Below are 20,998 nucleotides of genomic sequence, written 5' to 3' on the forward strand. Positions count from 1 at the left end.
GCCTATTCTTTTGCTGAAACAGTGTAATAAATCTTAAAAGATATCATTAAGATGAGATATAATCCGAGGGTTATTATGTATTTATCCATGTGGTATATTGATTTTGATACTTAAAGCTAAATAAAAAAAATGATTGTTACACTGTAAACGGCATCTTTTTACCGATGAAATGCATTTTTTAGTGTTTTTTTAACAAATTTCAAGGTTTTGAGGTGTAAAATCACTTAAATATTCGATGTAGATAATTCCTACGGCTTATTCTTACAAATAGTTTCCTATGCCCCGTATTCGTTAAAAAAGAGCAAAACGCTTAGCCCTTTTAATAAAACGTAGTAATTTAACATGATGGTAGCTCACTTACCTTACACCTAATTTAATAAACCGTTTTTGTAATGCCCCAAGTACCTATTGAAGTACAACTTAGCACTTTGCCCCATAGCCCTGGGGTGTATCAATTTTATGATACAGAAGATAAAATACTTTATGTAGGGAAGGCTAAAAATTTAAAAAAACGGGTTTCGTCTTATTTTACCAAAAATCATGAGTATGGAAAGACCCGTGTTTTAGTAAAAAAAATAAAACGCATTAAACATATTGTAGTACCAACGGAGTCTGATGCTTTGCTTCTGGAAAACAATTTGATCAAGAAGCACAGACCTAGGTACAATGTGTTATTAAAGGATGATAAATCATACCCTTGGATATGTATTAAAAATGAGCGTTTTCCCAGAATTTTCCCTACAAGAAAACTCATAAAGGATGGTAGTGAGTATTTTGGGCCTTATACTAGTATGAAAACTGTTCGGATTTTGCTAGATTTAATAAAGGGTGTCTATCCTTTGCGAACCTGCAATTATGATTTATCAAAAGAAAAGATAGAGGCTGGTAAATACAAAGTTTGTTTGGAGTATCATTTGGGCAACTGTAATGGACCTTGTGAGGATTTCCAGAGTGCAGAGGATTATAGTGAACAGATAGAGGATATTAGAAAAATAATCAAAGGAGATTTTAAATCTTCATTAAGTTATTTTAGGTCTCAGATGAAAACCTTGGCATCAGAAATGAAGTTTGAGGAAGCCCAGCAAGTAAAGGAGAAGATAGAGGTTTTAGAAAACTATCAGGTAAGTTCAACAATTGTAAATCCAAAGATTAATAATGTAGATGTGTTTTCGGTAATTTCAGATGAAACGCATGCATATATTAACTTTTTGCAATTGTCCCATGGTTCAATTACACGTTCTCATACATTAGAGATTAAAAAGAAGCTTGATGAAACGGATGCGGACCTTCTTGCTCTGTCTATCATAGAAATTAGACAAAGGTTCAATTCTCTTTCTAGAGAGCTTTACCTCCCCTTTGAAGTGCCCGTAGAAGCACACTTAAAAGTAACTATTCCTAAGCTGGGCGATAAAAAGAAAATTCTGGAACTGTCCGAGAGAAATGCTAAATTCTATAGACAAGAACGATTCAAACAAATCATGATAATTGATCCGGATAGGCACACCAACCGGATTATGGCACAGATGAAAAAAGATTTACGCCTTTCAGAAGAGCCTAGACATGTAGAATGTTTTGATAATAGTAATATTCAAGGAAGCAACCCTGTAGCAGCTTGCGTTGTCTTTAGAAATGGTAAACCCTCAAAAAAGGAATATCGTCATTATAATATTAAGACCGTAGAAGGGCCCGATGATTTTGCATCTATGGAAGAAGTGGTTTTTAGGCGTTATAAGCGTTTGCTTGCAGAGGCAGAACCCTTACCGCAATTAATTGTCATTGATGGTGGAAAAGGGCAATTGTCCTCTGCTCTAAAAAGTTTGGATATTCTTGGTTTAAGAGGAAAAATCGCCATTGTAGGCATAGCAAAACGTTTGGAGGAAATTTATTTTCCGGAAGACCCCATTCCTTTGTATTTGGATAAAAAGTCCGAAAGCCTAAAAATAGTCCAGCAACTAAGAAACGAGGCACACCGCTTTGGTATTACTTTTCATAGGAACAAGAGAAGCAAAGCTGCTATAAATTCCACATTAGAAAGTATTGAGGGCATCGGCGAAAAAACGGCTGAAGAATTGTTGAAGAAATTTAAGTCGGTAAAACGAATAAAAGAAGCTTCTATGGAAAACCTAACAGAAACAGTTGGTATGTCTAGAGCAAAAAAAATTTATGAAGCTTTTCATTAAGAATCACGACGAATACAATAGTATGCAAAAAACTATTTTCGGTATTGGTTTGCTTTTGTTTACGCTGTTCTCCGCAGCGCAGGAACCATTGGGTGAAAATGTTAAGGTAGGACTGGTCCTCAGTGGAGGAGGGGCAAAAGGTATGGCGCACATAGGAGCTATTAAAGTTCTGGAAGAGGCCGGTATTCAAGTAGATTATATAGGAGGTACAAGTATGGGGGCTATTGTTGGTTCTTTATATGCAGCAGGTTATACGGGGAATCAGCTAGATTCAATTTTTAGAGCGACGGATTTTACCAATCTTATACAAGATAACCTGCCTAGAAGTGCTAAAACTTTTTACGAGAAGGAAAATTCCGAAACATATGCGATCACCCTTCCTTTTGATAATTTTAAGGTATCTGTTCCACCAGCATACTCAGGGGGTCAAAATGTATATAATGAGTTAGTGAAATTCTTGTATCCAGTACGAAACATAAACGATTTTAATGACCTTCCTATACCATTTGTTTGTATTGCCACGGATGTAGAAACAGGAGAAGAGGTTGTTTTAAAAGATGGGTATTTACCGGAAGCTGTTATGGCTAGCGGCACCTTGCCATCACTTTTTGAACCTGCGCGGATCAATGGAAAGGTTTTAATAGATGGTGGAGTGGTAAACAATTATCCTATTGAAGAAGTCCGGAAAATGGGTGCGGATATTATAATCGGAGTAGATGTACAACACGGATTGAGGGATAGGGAATCCCTATTGACGGCTACGGAGATTTTATTGCAAATAAACAATTACAGAACCGTGCTTGATATGGAAGAGAAGTCTAAAAAGACAGATATATATATCAAACCGAATATGGATGACTATTCCATTATAGATTTCAATCTTGATGATGTTATTATCAAAAGTGGAGAAGATGCTGCACGAAAAAAGTATGACGCCTTAAAAGAAGTGGCCGCAATGCAAGGCAAGAAGAATAGGGTAAAAGAAAGAATTGTATCTACAGATACATTGAGTATAAGTCATCTGGTGATATTGGAAAGTGAGAATTATAGTAGAGGTTATGTAAAAGGTAAACTGAGGTTTGATACGGATAAGCCAACAACATTTTCTAGGGTTCAGCAAGGTATTAGTAACTTGGCGGCAACTGGTAACTTCCATACCATTCATTATAAATTAAAAGATAATGAAGACAGTGATGAACAAGAAATGGTTCTTGATTTAAAGGAAAATAAAAGTAAATCATTTATAAGGTTGGGCGCGCATTACGATAATCTCTATAATACCGCGGCCATTCTAAATTATACAAGAAAAAGTCTGATTACTAGAGATGATGTTTCTTCCTTTGATTTTATTATTGGTGATAATATTAGATACAAACTAAGATATTATGTGGATAAGGGCTTCTATTGGAGTTTTGGTTTTAACTCAAGCTTTAATGAGTTTGAAAAGGATGTGAATTTTGATTTGGTGCGTAGTAATTTTGGTGTTCAGGCAGGGGCTAATCTAAATACTATTAATATAGATGTATCGGATTTTACCAATCAGGTTTATGTGCAAACCGTTTTAAGGGAGGAATTCGCTTTTAGAACCGGTATAGAGCATAAGTTTTTAAAATATAGTACAAAGACTTTAGGTCAGAATCCAAATACAGGTGCAAATCAAGTTGGGGGAAGTACGGGAGAAAGAACTTTTCTTGAAAAAAGTAGCTTTTATAGTGCTTTTGGGCAACTAACTTTTGATACCTACGACGATAAATATTTTCCTACCAAAGGGTTGTATTTTGATGGGGATTTTCACTTTTATGTTTTCTCATCGGACTTTAATGACAATTTCAAGGAGTTTTCAATTGCAAAGGCAAAAATGGGTACGGCTATTCCCTTCCTAAAAAACTTTTCTTTAATTGTAGAGGCAGAGGGAGGCTTTAAGCTTGGTACTTCAAATGTTTCTTCTTTTGATTTTATTTTGGGAGGTTATGGAACCAATCTAATAAACAATTTCACACCTTTCTTTGGGTATGACTTTTTAGCTTTACCGGGCAATGCATTCGTTAAGGCTTACGGAAGATTAGATTATAAATTTGCGCCCAAAAACCATATTATGTTTACCGCAAATTATGCAAATGTAGATGATGATCTTTTTAGAACGGGAGAATGGTTTACGTTGCCAAATTATTCTGGATATGGCTTAGGCTACGGATGGGAATCTTTCTTAGGGCCCATGCAGATCCATTATTCATGGTCTCCTGAGGGTAAGAGTAATAACTTCTTTTTTAGTTTAGGTTACTGGTTTTAATTTTCTTAAACTCAGGTTGAGGTTTTTTTCCGATATTTGTGATATATGCTACGATTAAGAGTTGATATTACCGCTCACCTTAGAGCTATGTGGTAAATAACCATGTTACCATAGTTCATGTATAAGCGTGGGCTAAATTCTATTGTTTTTCAACTTTTATACTAATTACTTCACTAAAACATTTACACATGTCAACTTTAGACAATACCTCATTGCACCTACCCAAAGAAAACCCGGACGCAGAAGACTTCCTTCCTTTGTTAGGAACGGATTATATAGAACTTTATGTAGGAAATGCCAAGCAGGCCGCCCATTATTACATGTCCGCTTGGGGATTTCAACCCTTGGCATATGCTGGTCTTGAGACAGGTTTAAAAGACCGTGTTTCTTACGTACTTCAACAAGATAAAATAAGATTGGTGCTTACTTCTCCTTTAAATTCTGGCGGTGATATAAATAAACATATTGATGCTCATGGAGATGGTGTCAAGGCAATCGCTTTATGGGTAGATGATGCATCTAAAAGTTATTCTGAAACAACAAAAAGAGGGGCGGAAAGCTATTTAGAGCCTAAAACCGTCAAGGACGATAGTGGCGAAGTTGTATTATCAGGAATCCATACTTACGGAGAAACAGTTCATGTTTTCGTGGAGCGGAAAAATTACAAAGGTGTTTTTATGCCGGGTTATAGAGCTTGGAATCCACATTACAAACCTGCTGACGTAGGACTTAAATTCGTAGATCATATGGTGGGTAATGTGGGGTGGAACGAAATGAACAAGTGGTGCGAGTTTTATGCCAAGGTTATGGGCTTTGCCCAATTGGTATCTTTTGATGATAAGGATATTTCTACAGAATATACAGCACTAATGAGTAAGGTGATGAGCAATGGTAACGGGCGCATTAAATTTCCTATTAACGAACCCGCAGATGGTAGAAAGAAATCTCAGATAGAAGAATATATAGATTTTTATAACGGAGCAGGAGTACAGCACATGGCTTTAGCAACGGATAATATTATTGAAACCGTTACGGCACTACGAGATCGTGGCATTGAGTTTTTAACAGTGCCTTCAAGTTATTATGAAGAAGTTCTAGATCGTGTTGGTGAAATAGATGAAGACTTGGCGCCTTTAAGTGAGTTGGGAATTTTGATTGACAGGGATGAAGAAGGATATTTACTTCAAATATTTACTAAGCCTATTTTGGATAGACCAACCATGTTTATTGAAATAATTCAAAGAAAGGGAGCAAAATCATTCGGGAAAGGAAATTTTAAGGCACTTTTTGAAGCTATAGAAAGAGAACAGGAATCTAGAGGTACCCTGTAATTTGATTTTTGATTGGTTTATGACGGAAAAACAGATTGAATTTTGTCAAAAAAGAGATGGCTGCTAAACCTTAACAGGTCGTCATATCTTAATGAATTGCCAATTTTAGAGTAGTAAGTAAAAAGAACTGTTAATGTAATAGTTAAAGTAAGTTAAAACGATTTGAGGATTAAAAGTATGCCTTAAATTTGTACTCGTAAGGGGTGGTTCCCTTACAACTTTAAGTATTGGTTTTTCATAATTTAAAGTTTGGTTGGTTATTTAGGAAAAGCCCTGACATTTAATGTTGGGGCTTTTTTTTAGCTCGTTTTTTTAATAAAAGTTCATAATAACGTCACTATTGTTATTGGGTCATAAAATATCAGAAAGATATGGTTTGGTACTGCATGCAATACTTTGGAATAAATTTTGTTTAAGTAATTGTAAGCCCTTAATTTAATACAACAGTGTTTTGTATTTTTATCGTAATACTACAGCTATGAAAAAAGCATTTACATTACTTTTTCTTTTTGTCATTTTCTCTTCTTACTCACAAAATAGTAAGTCGGCTTTTGATCCCGGTGAATGGTTAAAGTTTAGAATGCACTATGGTTTTCTAAATGCCAGTTATGCTACGCTGCATGTAAAGTCTGATGTGGTAGATGATGTACCCGTTTATCATGTAGTTGGTCGTGGTGAGACCACTGGTTTTGCCAGTGTGTTTTTTAAGGTAGACGATACATACGAAAGCTATTTTGGACAGGAAGATGGTAAACCTTATAGATTTATTCGAAAGATAAACGAAGGAGGTTATACAAAAGACATTGAGATAAACTTTGATCATAAGCAAGATAAAGCGGTTCTCAACGATAAAAAACACAATAAAAAGTATAATTTTGATTTACAGGATAGCATTCAAGATTTAATATCTGCTTTCTATTATCTTCGGAATAACTATGAGCCTAGTGAATTAGTAGTTGGAGAAGCGGTAAAATTGAAAATGTTATACGATGATGATGGTATTTTTAACTTCAAACTTAAATATTTAGGTACAGAAGTACTTAAAACTAAGTTCGGTAAGGTAGAATGTTTTAAATTTAGGCCCTTGGTTCAGTCGGGTCGTGTTTTCAAGGAAAAAGAAAGCCTTTCATTATGGGTTTCAGCAGATGATAACAGAATACCTATTCGAATTCAAGCAGATTTAACTGTTGGAGCTATTAAGGCGGACCTTGATGGGTATAACGGATTAAAGCACCAGTTCAAGATAATAATGGATTAACACCCCAATGAGAGATAAAGAGCGAATAGATTCACAAATTTCAAAATTAGAAGAGAAGTATAAAGATTCCGGTCAGGATTTAAGTTCTTATTTAGATGGGCTTCTTTACCAACGTTATCTTACCTACTGGGATTATATTCATCTAGATACCCTTTTGAGCCTTCAAGTGCCCCGCACGTATTTTCCCGATGAGGAAATTTTTATCATGTACCATCAGATAACCGAGCTGTATTTTAAGCTTATTCTACATGAGCAAAAACAGTTAGTGGATGATAAATCTCAGAATGTAGATTTCTTTATAGAAAAAGCAAGGCGCATCAACAGCTATTTTAAAGCATTGATATCTTCTTTTAGTATTATGATAAAAGGTATGGAGAGAGAGCAGTTTCTCCAGTATAGGATGGCATTGCTTCCGGCCAGCGGTTTTCAGTCCGCGCAATATAGGATGATAGAGATTTATGCAACTCCTTTGGAGAATTTGGTACACCATACAGAAAGAGAATCGTTTTCGGTAGAAAATAGCATAGAAGAGCTTTACGAAGGAATATATTGGAAGAGAGGTGCTACGGATTTATCAACAGGAGAAAAGACATTGACCCTAAAACAATTCGAGTACAGATATACCCCGCGTTTGATCAGGATTGCCAAGCAAGTAGAACAAAACACCATTTATCAAAAATATCAGCAATTACCAGCGGATAAGAAAGATAATAAAGAGTTGATAGAAGCGTTAAAGACTTTGGATATGAACGCTAATGTTAATTGGCCTTTGATGCATATGGGTTCTGCCCATCGCTATTTAGGAAAGGACAAGGAACAGATAGATGCTACAGGAGGAACAAATTGGAAGGAGTATTTACCGCCAAGTTTTCAGAAAATTATATTTTTCCCTGAGATCTATTCAAAACAAGAGTTAAATGATTGGGGTAAGCAATGGGTAGACCATATCTTTAACCCCGATAAGAAACAAACAGAGTAGCATGAACAAATATTGGGGCCTTCTTTTCGTTATTTTAATATCTTTCTCCTGTAAGGATGACAAGCCTGTTTTGAAAGAACCGGTTGTTAAGCAAGTAGCTTCCATTGTTCCTGATAAACCCGTTATGAAACAATTCGGGTTTAATTTAGACGACTTCACTGTACAGCTAGATACTGTAAAAAGGGGTGACAGTTTTGGAGAATTAATGCTTCAGAATAAAGTAGATTACCCAAAAATCGCCAAAATAACCCAAGAATTCAAAGATACTTTTGATGTTCGCAGAATTCGTGTGGGTAAACCCTATATTATTTTAAAATCAAAAGATACTACAGAGGCAGCTCAAGTTTTTATATATGAGAATGACCCAATTAACTATACCGTAGTGGATTTACGGGATACGGTCAAAGCTTACAAAGATAAAAAAGAAGTAACCTATGTAGAGCGTGAAGCTTCTGGGGTCATAGAAACGTCTTTGTCTCAAGCAATCTTGGACCAGGGTATAGATTATACCGTTACCAATAGTTTATCTGAAGTATATGCTTGGACCATAGATTTCTTTCGCCTTCAAAAAGGAGATAAATTTAAAGTGGTTTATAAAGAAAAGTACATTAATGATACTATCTACGCAGGAGCTGGCCCTATTGAAGCGGCTTATTTTGAACATAGCGGGAGACCCATCTATGCTTTTGCTTACGAAAACGACTCTTTAAAAAATATAGTTGATTATTTTGATGAAGAAGCTAACAATTTAAGAAGAACGTTTCTTAGGGCACCGGTTCAGTTCAGTAGAATTTCTTCTAGATATAATTTGAAACGAAGAATACGTTATTACGGAAACAAAGTAAGGCCTCATATGGGAACTGATTATGCAGCACCAAGAGGTACGCCTATTTTGGCAACTGCAGATGGTACCGTAACGGAGTCTACAAGAAGGGGAGGCAACGGTAAATATGTGAAAATTAGGCATAACGCAACCTATTCTACGCAGTACTTGCATATGAGCAAGCAGAACGTAAAGCGTGGAGCATATGTAAAACAGGGAGATGTAATTGGTTGGATAGGGATGACCGGGAATACTAGTGGTCCTCATGTCTGTTATCGTTTTTGGAGAAACGGAAGGCAGGTAGACCCGTTAAAAGAAGAACTTCCTTTGGCAGAGCCTTTAAATGAGACGCTACAACCAGATTACTTCAATTACATCAGTCCAATAAAGGATCAGTTAGACTGTATGGAATATCCAGAAAGTCCAGTAGAAGAAGATATTCTAGCAGAAGATCTGGCATCCGCTGAAAAATAACGACACTAAGGGTTTTGGTTTAGTATGAATATGGCTTATTTTAGCCATAGAGAATTACTAACACTATAAAATACCTAGAATGTCATTACAGAGCACAAACCCTACTGAAACTTTGGCTTGGAAGGAACTTGCCCAGCACTTTGCAGATACTAAAGAAGACCAGTTAAAAGACCTTTTTGCTTCTGATGCAACTAGGGCCGAAAAATTCACTTTAAAGTGGAATGATTTCTTAGTAGATTTCTCAAAAAACAGAATTACGGACAAAACATTACAGTTGCTTCTTAAATTAGCGGAAGAGGTAAACCTGTCCGATGCAATCCAAAAGCAATTTGCAGGAAATCATATCAATCAGACGGAAGGCCGTGCCGTATTACATACCGCATTACGGGCTAAAAAATCTGATACTATTATTGTAGACGGTGAAAATGTAGTTGAAGAAGTCTATCAGGTTAAAGAACATATAAAAGCATTTACGGAAACAATTATTTCAGGAAGTGCAACCGGGTACACGGGTAAATCTTTTACAGATATTGTGAACATTGGTATTGGAGGTTCCGACCTAGGGCCCGCAATGGTAACTGAAGCACTTAAGTTTTATAAAAATCATCTAATGCTTCATTTTGTAAGTAATGTAGATGGGGATCATGTAAATGAAGTTATAAAAGAACTTGATCCGGAAACAACCCTCTTCGTGGTTGTTTCAAAAACTTTTACTACACAAGAAACATTAAGCAATGCCACCACTATCAAGAAGTGGTTTTTAAAACATGGTACCCAAGAGGATATTGCTAAACACTTTGCGGCAGTATCTACTAATACAGAAGCGATTGCCGAGTTTGGTATAGCTCCTGAAAACGTGTTCCCTATGTGGGACTGGGTAGGGGGTCGTTTTTCTTTATGGAGTGCAGTTGGTTTATCAATAGCATTGGCCGTAGGTTTTGAAAATTTCGATAAGTTATTGATGGGTGCCAATGAAATGGACGAGCATTTCAAAAACACGGAATTCAAAGCAAATCTTCCTGTAGTATTGGCACTTCTAAGCGTTTGGTACAACAATTTTTATGGAGCAGAGACTGAAGCTATTATTCCTTATACACAGTATTTAAGTAGATTTTCAGCCTATTTGCAACAAGGTATCATGGAGAGTAACGGCAAAAGCGTAGACCGTAACGGGAAACGTGTAGGTTATGAAACCGGTACTATTATATGGGGAGAGCCAGGAACCAACTCACAGCATGCCTTCTTTCAGTTAATTCACCAAGGAACAAAACTTATACCAGTAGATTTTATTGGGTTTAAGAATTCCCTTCATGGTGATGTTGATCATCACAATAAATTAATGGCAAACTTTTTTGCACAGACCGAAGCCTTAATGAACGGTAAGACTGCCGAACAAGTTCGCGAAGAGCTGGAAAGTAAAAACATGCCTGAAAGTGAAATCGAAAAACTATTGACGTTTAAGATATTTGAAGGTAATAAACCTACAAATACGATTCTTATGGATAAGTTATCGCCCAAAAGTTTAGGTAGTTTAATTGCACTTTACGAGCACAAAATCTTCGTACAGGGAATAATTTGGAATATCTTTAGTTACGATCAATGGGGCGTGGAGCTTGGCAAACAATTAGCGGGTACCATTTTGAAAGATATACAAGGTTCAGAAATTGCCGATCATGATAGCTCTACTTTACAACTTTTAAGATATTTTAAGGGTTAAAATAGGGTTTTCTCAGTTTTTTATAATTCTGGCGGAATTTCTTGTTTTTTAAGAGGAGTTACGCGCTCATATAGTACATTTGCGAAAATGTTATTTAACCTTTACTTAACATTCGCAAGCCTAAAACGCCGCACTTTTGCAGCAAATTGAGAAAACGTAAAAACTGAACAAATGAAAAAGATTTATTTCGCTTATGTCGCATTTCTTATGACGGCAATGGCTTTTTCACAAGGTGTTACAACATCTTCACTGGGGGGTCAAGTAACAGACAATCTAGATGAGCCACTTTTTGGGGCCAATATCATCGCAATTCATACGCCTTCGGGAACTAAGTATGGTGCAACGACGGATTTTGATGGCTACTACCGAATATCGAACATGAGAGTTGGTGGTCCTTATACAGTTACTATTTCGTACGTAGGATTCAATAACTTTGAACGAACAGGGGTTTTTCTTAACCTTGGTGAAACCGTAAGGATTAGTGCTGAAATGGCTGAGTCTTCTACTGAATTGGATGAGGTGGTTGTAACGGCCAGTCCAACGGGAGTTTTTGATTCTGATAAGACTGGTGCTTCAACTAGAATTAATCAAAGGGATATTGCTACTGTACCATCAGCTTCAAGATCTATTGCGGATTTCGTTAGGTTAACACCACAAGCACAAATATCGGAAGGAGACGATGGCTTTTCAATTTCAATTGCTGGTCAAAACAACCGTTACAATGCAATCTATATTGACGGTGCGGTGAACAATGATGTATTTGGGTTAGCTGGATCTGGAACTAACGGAGGTCAAACAGGTGTAAATCCATTCTCAGTAGACGCAATTGAGTCATTTCAAGTAAGTGTTGCTCCATTTGATGTGAAGATTTCAGGATTTTCAGGTGGTGCTATTAGTGCGATTACTAGATCAGGTACAAATGAAGTTGAAGGTTCGGCATACTATTTCTACAGAAGTCAGGATTTAGCTGGGAAAACTCCAGTAGAATCTGCTGGTGACGGTGAAAGAACTAAGCTTAATGACTTTACAGCTCAGACCTATGGGGTTAGAATTGGTGGGCCAATTGTAAAGGACAAGCTTTTCTATTTCGTTAATTACGAAAGACAAAATGATGAAACACCACAGCCTTTTAATATTAATAATTACAGTGGTAATTCTTCTGCGAACGACTTAAATACGTTAAGAGAATTTCTTATAAACAGTTACGGATATGATCCGGGCTCGTATGATAATAACACACGTACGCTTGAGAGTAATAAATTGACTGCTAAAATTGATTGGAACATTAATGATGACCATAAACTATCATTAAAACATAGTTATGTTGGTGGAGAGAATCTTGAAGCTAGGACATCTGATAATAATGATATAGGTTTTATTAATGGTTCTGAGTTTTTCAAGACAACAACAAATACCACTTCGTTAGAGCTTAACTCGCGTTTTGGAAATAAGTTTTCAAATAGTTTTATTTTAGGATATACATCGGTTAAAGATGATCGTGATCCAGATGGAAGCCCTTTTCCTTACATTGATATAAATGATGGTGCTAGCGGTAGTGATATAACAGTTGGTGGTGAGCGATTCTCAACAGCTAATTTGTTAGATCAAAATATTTTGACCCTTACCAATAATTTTGAAATTTACTCAGGTAGACACACAATAACTGTTGGAACACACAACGAATACTCTAAGGCCAAGAATTTGTTCTTCGCTTCTAATTATGGTAATTATGAATATAATAGTCTCAATGACTTTTTGACAGGTGAGCGACCTAATATTTACCAAAGAGGTTATTCCTTAATTAGTGATGGAGTTGGTGATACTTCTTCAGGTGCTTCCGAGTTTTCTGTTTTTCAAATGGGTTTTTATGTTCAAGATGAAATTCAGTTTACCGATAATTTCAAATTTAGACTTGGTTTGAGGTTGGACACGCCTTTCTGGGAAGATGGTTCGGTTAATGAAGATTTTAATACTAGAACAATACCGTTACTTGAGGCTGCTGGAAAAAATTTACAAGGAGCAGAAGTAGGTAAAAAGGTATCTACTTCATCTTATTTATCTCCACGTGCTGGATTTAACTGGGATGTTAAAGGAGATAGAAGTACACAGATTCGTGGTGGGATAGGAATTTTCACTTCAAGATTACCATTAGTATGGCCTGGCGGAACATATAATAACAATGGTGTTACCGGCGGATATACTTTTCAGGGTTCTTGGTTTACAGAAACACCTCTTTTCAATCCTGATGTAAATACTCAACCAGTAGGAGCACAACCGGGAACTGGGGAAGTTGGTGGAAATATAGATTTATTTGCTCCGGATTTCAAATTACCGCAAGTTTTGAAATTGAATATAGCAGTGGATCAAAAATTACCGATTTGGAATTTGGTAGCTTCTGCAGATTTCCTTTGGAACGACAATATTAATGCTATTTATTATGAAAACTTAAATGTTCCTTCCCCTATAGGAAATCTTACGGGATCAGGTGATAGTAGACCTATTTATTCAGGTGGAGATATAGACAGTACTTATGATAGAATTATTTTAGCTTCAAATACAGGTGATGGAAGTTCTTATAACGCCTCTTTCACTTTAAGAAAGCCTTTCCAAAATGGTTTTGCCGGTCAAGTATCATATAGCTACGGAGATTCTGATGTAATCTTTGAAGGTACTTCTTCACAAAATAGTTCTCAGTGGAGAGGTATTCAAACTGTGAATGGTAAGAACTCAAGGTTGCGTGTTGCTACTTCAGACTTTGCTCAAGGTCATAGAATTTCAGCTAATGCATCTTATGAATTTAAGTGGAATGACAATCTTAAAACAACATTAGGGGTGTTTTATGAAGGTGTTAATGGTAGTCCGTTCTCATATATTTATGGAACTCCAAATGGAGATTATTTGCTTAATGATGATTCTCGTGATAATGCTTTGATTTATGTTCCTGCTAATAGTACGGATATTAATTTAGTAGATATCGTTGATGGTGATGATAATGTTATCGTTCCGGTAGCTGAACAATGGTCTGCTTTAAACGGATATATTAATAACAATGAATATTTGTCCTCTAGAAAAGGTGAGTATGTAGATAGAAATGCAGATCGAGGTCCATGGAGTCATATCGTAGATTTAAAGGTACTGCAGGATATCTCTATGAATTTTGGAGGAAACAAAAAACATACACTTCAACTTTCTTTTGATATATTTAATTTCACCAATCTTTTGAATAAGAATTGGGGTGTTTTAAAAACAGTAGGAAATTTTGATTCTGTATCTTTAATTGACTTTGAAGGGTTGGAAGCTGATGGTACCACGCCTCAGTTTACATTTAACCCATCTACTATTGATAGAATAGAGCAGATAGATGATTCTGGTATTCAGAGTTCAAGATGGCAAGCACAGATAGGTGTTCGTTATATCTTTAAATAAGAATACAAGCTCATAATTTTAAAAACCCTGCCAGATGGCAGGGTTTTTTTGTAATCAAAAATCAGTACATTTAAGCCTTAAAATATATCTATTATGTATGAAGTTATTCAGGTTGTCCACTCTTATTTGGCCTATATTGTTTTGGCCCTTTTATTTTTTGCGGTTGCCAATGCTATTATGGGGTTGGCGGGTAATAAAATGTTTACGATGGAAAAAGATTTTCGTTTAAGCCTCTTTACCTTAATTCTAGCTCATATTCAGCTATTGGTAGGCTTAATATTATACTTTATTTCTCCAAGTGGTCTACAGGCTATTCAGGCATTAGGAATGGGAGGCCTTAACTCTGCATCAAGATTATTGGCCGTAGAGCATCCTTTTATTAATATAATTGCCATCGTTTTGATTACCGTTGGTTGGTCTCGGCACAAGAAATTTATGGAAGGGAATAAAAAGTTCAAGAGCATAGCTATTTTCTATGGTCTTGGTCTAATTTTGATTCTTAGCCGTATACCATGGAGTAAATGGCTGGGTTAAGGACTGAACTTAGCAATGTATGAACTCAAATAAGAATCATGAAACAGCTGTTAGTAGTAGCCTGTATATGTTTTACGACATTTCTATTTTCCCAAGAAAAGACACTTTTTAATGGTGAAAACCTAGAAGGATGGACTGTCTATGGAACCGAACAATGGTACGTAGAAGATGGTCTTTTGGTTTGCGAAAGCGGACCTGATAAGCAGTATGGATATTTAGCGACCGATAAACATTTCAAAAACTTTGAGTTAACCTTAGATTTTAAGCAATTGGCGAATGGCAATAGTGGAGTTTTCATTAGGTCTACAGTAGAAGGAACTACGGTTAGCGGTTGGCAGGTAGAAGTTGCACCTCCTGGTTTTGATACGGGTGGTATATATGAGTCTTATGGCCGGCATTGGTTGGTGAAACCTGCACCTGAAAAAGACAAAGCTCTGAAAATGGGTGACTGGAACACTATGAAAATACGTGTAGAGGGAGATAATGTTACCTCATGGCTTAACGGTACCGAAATGGTAACGTTAACCGATAAAATAGTGGGTGTTGGTGAGGGCTCTGTAATTTTACAGATTCATGATGGTGGAGGTATTAAAGTACAGTGGAAAAATATTAAAATTAAAGAATTGGAATAGTTCTTTGGTCTTAAACTATAAAAGGGACCTTTTGGCATGTCAATGTTCATAGGTCCTTTTCATTTTTCCGCCATAGGTTTTATGAGATACATATATACAGGAAAGTGGTCTGAATAACCGCCGGTATAACTTCCGCCCGCATACGTCCTTTGTGGATATCCTTTATATTGGCCTTTTTTGGCTATTAAATAGGGTTTGTTGAACACTGTGGCTTTCCAAAATTTGTAATTCCCTTCTTTAGGATGTAGTAAGTTTTCGGTGAAGAAGATTTGATCAAATAGGTTCCACTTGTCCCTATACGCTAAAGAACCTATTCCCATTTTATAGAGTTTTTCCATTGGATTAAAAAGACTTTGTTTTTCCAGTTCCTTCGGTTTCCCAACAGTCTTTAGTATTTTTTTGAAACTGTCATTATTGGGGTCGTCGTTAAAATCACCCATACTTATAATTTTGGCATTATAATCTAACTGTTGTAAAGAATCTATAATACGTCTGCTAAGTTTTGCCGCTGCCATCCTATTAGGTTTGCTTCTTGCTTCGCCACCACTTCGGGAGGGCCAATGGTTGACCATAAAGAATAGTTGCTCGTCATCTAATAGACCTCCTACTATGAGCTGGTCTCTTGTATAGTTTCTTTCATCATCGTCATTGATCAGTAACAATCTACGGCTAGCGGAAGAGGTGGGTAGAAATACGGACTTCTTATAAAGCAGGGCAACGTCTATACCGCGTTCATCCGGTGAGTCATAATGAACTATACCATAATCTTTGGTAATTAGGTTAGGGTGATTGATCAAATCTTCAATAACCTTGCGGTTTTCAACTTCGCATATACCAATAATATCTGGTGATGTCTTACTTGCGCTTTTCCCAATTTCCGAGAGAACGCGCGAAAGGTTATCAAGCTTTTTAAGGTAACGTTCTTTAGTCCAATGATCTTTTCCTTCAGGTGTCCGGTCATCATCAAAAATAAGGGTATCATTCTCAGTATCGAATAAATTCTCAAGATTGTAGAACGCAATTGTGCGTATTCTATACGATTTGTTTTCCTGTGAATTTGCTAGAAATGTGAGTAATAGAAAAGGTATAGTAAGTCTAATTTTCATAGAATCAGATAGATATAAATGTCAATTAACGAAAAAACGATGGATTTTGTAGGGGTTTTTTGCAAGTCATTTTAAGTTTTCGATATCTTGTCTGAGTTCACCGACCATTAAACCCCCGTTAATGCGATTTTCTTTTTTCGCCATCTTTTTTCTCTTATGGCAAACAAACGTATGGGCTCAAACGAGCTATTCTGTTGAAGGTGAAATTTTTTCTCTTCGATCCAAAACACCTATTGTAAAAGCTAAAATCAACGTAGAAGGTCTTTTAATTTCTGAACAAACGGATAACGATGGGAAGTTTACTATTAACATACCAAATTCAGGAGCGTATATTTTATCTATAGAGGCTGCTGATTATATTATAAAACGTTTGCCTATTTCTGTTGAGAATTCAAGTCTTAATTTAGGAACACTCTTCTTGGAACGGGATATTCAAGTTGAACAGTCCGATAATATCATTATGTTGAGCGATTCGGAGCTGCTGGATGATGAGGTTAGTTCAAATTCATCCGGTTTGTTACGAGCCACCAGAGATTTATTTCTCAATAGAGCCGCTTTTGATTTTGGTCAAGCGTTCTTTCGTGTTCGTGGTTATGATTCACAAAACGGTACGGTTCTTTTGAATGGCATACCAATGAACAAGTTCTACGACGGTAGACCGCAATGGAATAATTGGGGAGGAATGAACGACGTAACCAGAAATCAGCAATTCACGAATGGCCTAGAGGCATCAGACTATACTTTTGGTGGTATTCTTGGCAATACCAATGTAGATACAAGGCCTTCTGGGTTACGCCCGGGAACGCGTTTATCAACTTCATACTCCAATAGAACCTATGCAGGTAGGTTAATGGCCACCTATACATCAGGGGTTCAGGAAAACGGTTTGGCTTATAGTGTTTCGGGATCAAGAAGGTGGGCCAAACAAGGGTATATAGATGGAACGTTATATGATGCATTTTCATTTTTCGGTGCTTTAGAATATCAATTTAACGAGAAAAACAGCCTAAATCTTACAGCCTTGTGGGCATCCAATAGAAGGGGGCGTTCCTCTGCGATTACTGAGGAAGTCTTTGATTTAGTAGGTAAGAAGTACAATCCTTATTGGGGGGATCAAGAAGGTAGTATTAGAAATTCAAGAGAGCGAAAAATAGCAGAACCTATTTTGATGTTCAATTACTATTTTAACTCGGACAAGTTTAATCTAAACACGGGTGCAGCATACCAGTTTGGTAATAATTCTAGAAGTAGGTTGGGATATTACAATGCACCAAATCCAGACCCAACATATTATAGATATTTACCAAGTTTTTATACGAACAGTCCAGTGGGAGCCAACTTTATTAGCGCGAATACCTCAAGAGAAGGTTTTTTAAATAGCCCTCAGATGGACTGGAGTCAGATTTATATTGCCAACTCAAAAGGGCGGGCAGCTTATATCTTGTATGATGATGTGGCAAATGATACTCAAATGAGCTTAAATACCGTAGGGAATCTAATATTGACGGATAACCTTTTAATGGATTTTGGCATCACGTATAAAAACCTGAGTTCAGAAAACTATGCAAGAATCAATGATTTAATAGGAGCGGATTATCATTTGGATATTGATCCTTTCTCAGATACATTAAACGACACTAATAGTAAGGTGGAAAAGACCGAAGATGATATTTTCAATTATCGATACCGGATGAATGCCCATCAGTTTATATCATTTTTTCAATTTAGGTACAATCAAGATAAATGGAGCGCATTTATATCTGGAAAATATGCAACGACCAATTACCAGCGAAAAGGACTTTTTAAGAATGAGCGTTATGCGGATGATTCTCTGGGTGAAAGTGAAACTATTGGTTTTAACACGTTTGGCGGTAAATCTGGTTTCACCTATAAACTAACGGAGAGGCATTGGCTGTCCGCTCACGGTTCATTCGCGAAGAGGCCTCCGGTTCTTCAAAATGTTTTTATTAACCCTAGGGAAAATAATACGGTCGTTCCTGATATAAATAATGAAATAATTACCCCTTTAGATCTTAATTATTACTTGCGCCTTCCAAAATTGACAGGGAGGCTTACAGGTTTCTATACCCGCTTTCAAAACACAACGGATGTAAATTTCTTTTTTGTTGATACCGGTATTGGATCGGACTTTGTTCAAGAAGTGCTCACGGGTCTGGATAAGCTTCATATGGGCACGGAATTAGGTCTCGATTATCAATTGTCATCTACGGTAAAATTAACCGCTGTAGCAGCTATAGGAAAGTATGTATATGCTAGTAACCCTAACGTGGCAATCAATTTTGATACGGCAGGAAGGGAAGAAGAGCTTATTAATTTAGAAGGAACAGTTGATTTAGGAGTTGCCAAGGTCAAAGATTACAAGTTGGCTCAGGGTCCACAGCAAGCCTATGCGATTGGCGTGGAGTATCGCGACCCTAAATATTGGTGGGTAAGTGCAACAACAAATTACTTGGCGAACAACTATGCAAATATCTCAACCATCACAAGAACAAAAAGTTTTTATTTGGATCCGGAGACAAATCTTCCTTTTGCCGATGCCACAGATGAAAATATTAACAAAGCTCTAGCTCAAGAACCAATGGACAATTTCTATCTGCTAAATTTAGTAGGGGGTAAGTCTTGGTTGAAAAAGGGTAAGTACATAAGTGTTTTTGCAAGTGTAAATAATCTGTTCGATGCGGTATATAGAACTGGCGGCTATGAACAAAGTAGGAATGGTAATTATGGTCAGTTTAAACAAGATAATCTAAGTGGAACACCATCTTTTGCACCCAAGTATTGGTATGGCTATGGCCGCACCTATTTTTTGAATTTAGCCTATAGTTTTTAAGACATTGATTATGATGGGAGACTTTAATTATAGAAGATTGCTTTTGAGATTTACAGTCCTTATGACCATATGTTTCTATAGTTGTGTAAAGAGCCGTAGTTATGATGTGCCACCGGATAATTGTGTTTCGGGATTGGTAGCCAATACAACGTATACAGAGGTTAAAAATCTTTACAAAGGGAATACTTTTCAAATTCAGGATGATTTGATAATTGAAGGTTACGTTATTTCGTCGGATAGTGATGGAAACTTTTTTAGTGTGTTATATTTTCAGGATAAAGCTATAGCTCCAACCGAAGGTTTTCAAATAGAAATAGATGTTCGCGATTCTCATTTGTTTTATCCCGTGGGAACAAAAATAAAAATCAAACTTAAAGGATTGTATCTGGGTAAAAGTAAGGACATATTTAAACTGGGCGCTACTTTCACTTCTTTTGGGAATGTTTCCGTAGGCAGATTGCCCGCGGCTATAGTAGCTGAGCACATTTTCAAATTTTGCGATGCTCAAGCACCTATTGAGCCTACGAAAATCACTATAAATGATATAAAGGAAGAATTGACCAATACCTTAGTCACAATTACCGATGTGGAGATTAAAGAGGAAGAGGTGGGGCTAAGTTTTGCTGAAGTAGGGGAGGAGACAGAACGTATCTTAATAGATTGTGATGATAACGAGATTGCCTTATTAAATAGCGGATATTCAGATTTTCAGTCTGAGCTTCTTCCAGAAGGAAGAGGGAATTTAACAGGTGTATTATTGAGAGAGAATAATAATTACATGATCAGCGTTCGCAGCACTGCGGATATCAATTTCAGCAAAGAACGTTGTGCTGAATTAGTAGATGAGTTTACTTCTGATAATATATTTATTTCTGAACTGGCAGACCCTGATAATAATGCTTCGGCAAGATTTGTGGAGCTTTATAACTCATCTATGGAAGACTTAAGTCTAAAAGGATGGAAATTGAAACGCTATACCAACGCAAATACAGTGGTTAGCTCAGAAATAGATTTATCTACCTTAACTATTGAAGCAGATGATTTTGTTGTGATTTCGCCAAATGCAGAGGAGTTTGAAATTGTTTATGGGTTTGCTCCGGATTTAGGTGTAGGTACGAACAGTCCGGCAGATTCAAATGGAGATGATAATTTACAATTGGTAGACCCTTTTGGAGCTATAATAGACGTTTTTGGAGTTGTTGGCGAAGATGGAACTGCTACAAATCATGAGTTTGAGGATGGTAGAGCCTTACGGAAATCAGAAATCCTAAAAGGGAGCGCAGTTTACGTAATTGAGGAATGGCTTATCGCTAATGACAGTGGCGAGGCGGGAACAATTAAGCAACCAAAAATAGCTCCTGATGACTTTTCTCCAAGAAATAGAAACTAGTGGCTAT

At 36.7% G+C, this 20,998-nt stretch carries 13 protein-coding genes; 12 read left to right on the forward strand and 1 reads right to left on the reverse strand.

Translation table 11 applies throughout. From position 1 onward, the window contains the following. The first annotated feature begins 392 nt into the window (after positions 1–392). The 10 genes from uvrC (at position 393) to KO521_RS17550 (ending at position 15,644) form a co-directional block, all read left to right on the forward strand. The gene (gene uvrC, locus KO521_RS17505) at positions 393–2,180 is read left to right on the forward strand and encodes an excinuclease ABC subunit UvrC (RefSeq protein ID WP_215941199.1); all 1,788 of its coding nucleotides are present in this window, start codon (positions 393–395) and stop codon (positions 2,178–2,180) included. A 22-nt stretch (positions 2,181–2,202) separates the two neighbouring features. After that, positions 2,203–4,470: a patatin-like phospholipase family protein gene (locus KO521_RS17510; RefSeq protein ID WP_215941571.1), complete on the forward strand. Its 2,268-nt coding sequence runs from the start codon at positions 2,203–2,205 to the stop codon at positions 4,468–4,470. A gap of 188 nt (positions 4,471–4,658) precedes the next feature. Next, the gene (gene hppD / locus KO521_RS17515) at positions 4,659–5,801 is read left to right on the forward strand and encodes a 4-hydroxyphenylpyruvate dioxygenase (protein WP_215941200.1); all 1,143 of its coding nucleotides are present in this window, start codon (positions 4,659–4,661) and stop codon (positions 5,799–5,801) included. 478 nt (positions 5,802–6,279) lie between these two features. Beyond that, on the forward strand, positions 6,280–7,059 hold the full coding sequence (locus KO521_RS17520; RefSeq protein ID WP_215941201.1) for a DUF3108 domain-containing protein: 780 nt from the start codon (positions 6,280–6,282) through the stop codon (positions 7,057–7,059). A gap of 7 nt (positions 7,060–7,066) precedes the next feature. Further along, positions 7,067–8,038, forward strand: coding sequence for a tryptophan 2,3-dioxygenase family protein (locus KO521_RS17525; protein ID WP_215941202.1), 972 nt, complete (start codon positions 7,067–7,069; stop codon positions 8,036–8,038). A 1-nt stretch (position 8,039) separates the two neighbouring features. Further along, entirely contained in the window at positions 8,040–9,335 is a 1,296-nt protein-coding gene (locus KO521_RS17530; protein ID WP_215941203.1) for a M23 family metallopeptidase, read from the forward strand. A 79-nt stretch (positions 9,336–9,414) separates the two neighbouring features. After that, positions 9,415–11,052 carry a glucose-6-phosphate isomerase gene (pgi, locus tag KO521_RS17535; protein ID WP_215941204.1) on the forward strand — a complete coding sequence of 546 codons (1,638 nt, stop codon included), beginning with the start codon at positions 9,415–9,417 and terminating at the stop codon, positions 11,050–11,052. Positions 11,053–11,223: 171 nt separating this feature from the next. Continuing rightward, positions 11,224–14,478 (forward strand): TonB-dependent receptor, encoded by a 3,255-nt coding sequence (locus tag KO521_RS17540; RefSeq protein ID WP_215941205.1) that lies wholly within the window; start codon positions 11,224–11,226, stop codon positions 14,476–14,478. A gap of 93 nt (positions 14,479–14,571) precedes the next feature. Further along, positions 14,572–15,012: a hypothetical protein gene (locus tag KO521_RS17545; RefSeq protein ID WP_215941206.1), complete on the forward strand. Its 441-nt coding sequence runs from the start codon at positions 14,572–14,574 to the stop codon at positions 15,010–15,012. Positions 15,013–15,050: 38 nt separating this feature from the next. Further along, positions 15,051–15,644, forward strand: a complete 594-nt coding sequence (locus tag KO521_RS17550; protein ID WP_215941207.1) for a 3-keto-disaccharide hydrolase — start codon at positions 15,051–15,053, stop codon at positions 15,642–15,644. A 59-nt stretch (positions 15,645–15,703) separates the two neighbouring features. Here the strand turns inward: KO521_RS17550 and KO521_RS17555 are convergent, their stop codons facing one another. Then, on the reverse strand, positions 15,704–16,750 hold the full coding sequence (locus tag KO521_RS17555) for an endonuclease/exonuclease/phosphatase family protein (protein ID WP_215941208.1): 1,047 nt from the start codon (positions 16,748–16,750) through the stop codon (positions 15,704–15,706). 121 nt (positions 16,751–16,871) lie between these two features. Here KO521_RS17555 and KO521_RS17560 point away from each other — a divergent pair, with 121 nt between their 5' ends. Together KO521_RS17560 and KO521_RS17565 are read left to right on the forward strand one after the other, a co-directional pair. Next, positions 16,872–19,601: a TonB-dependent receptor gene (locus KO521_RS17560; RefSeq protein WP_215941209.1), complete on the forward strand. Its 2,730-nt coding sequence runs from the start codon at positions 16,872–16,874 to the stop codon at positions 19,599–19,601. A 10-nt stretch (positions 19,602–19,611) separates the two neighbouring features. Continuing rightward, positions 19,612–20,991, forward strand: a complete 1,380-nt coding sequence (locus KO521_RS17565; RefSeq protein ID WP_252730098.1) for a DUF5689 domain-containing protein — start codon at positions 19,612–19,614, stop codon at positions 20,989–20,991. Positions 20,992–20,998 lie beyond the last annotated feature (7 nt).

This window comes from Zobellia uliginosa, from assembly GCF_018860745.1.
Lineage (GTDB): Bacteria > Bacteroidota > Bacteroidia > Flavobacteriales > Flavobacteriaceae > Zobellia > Zobellia uliginosa_B.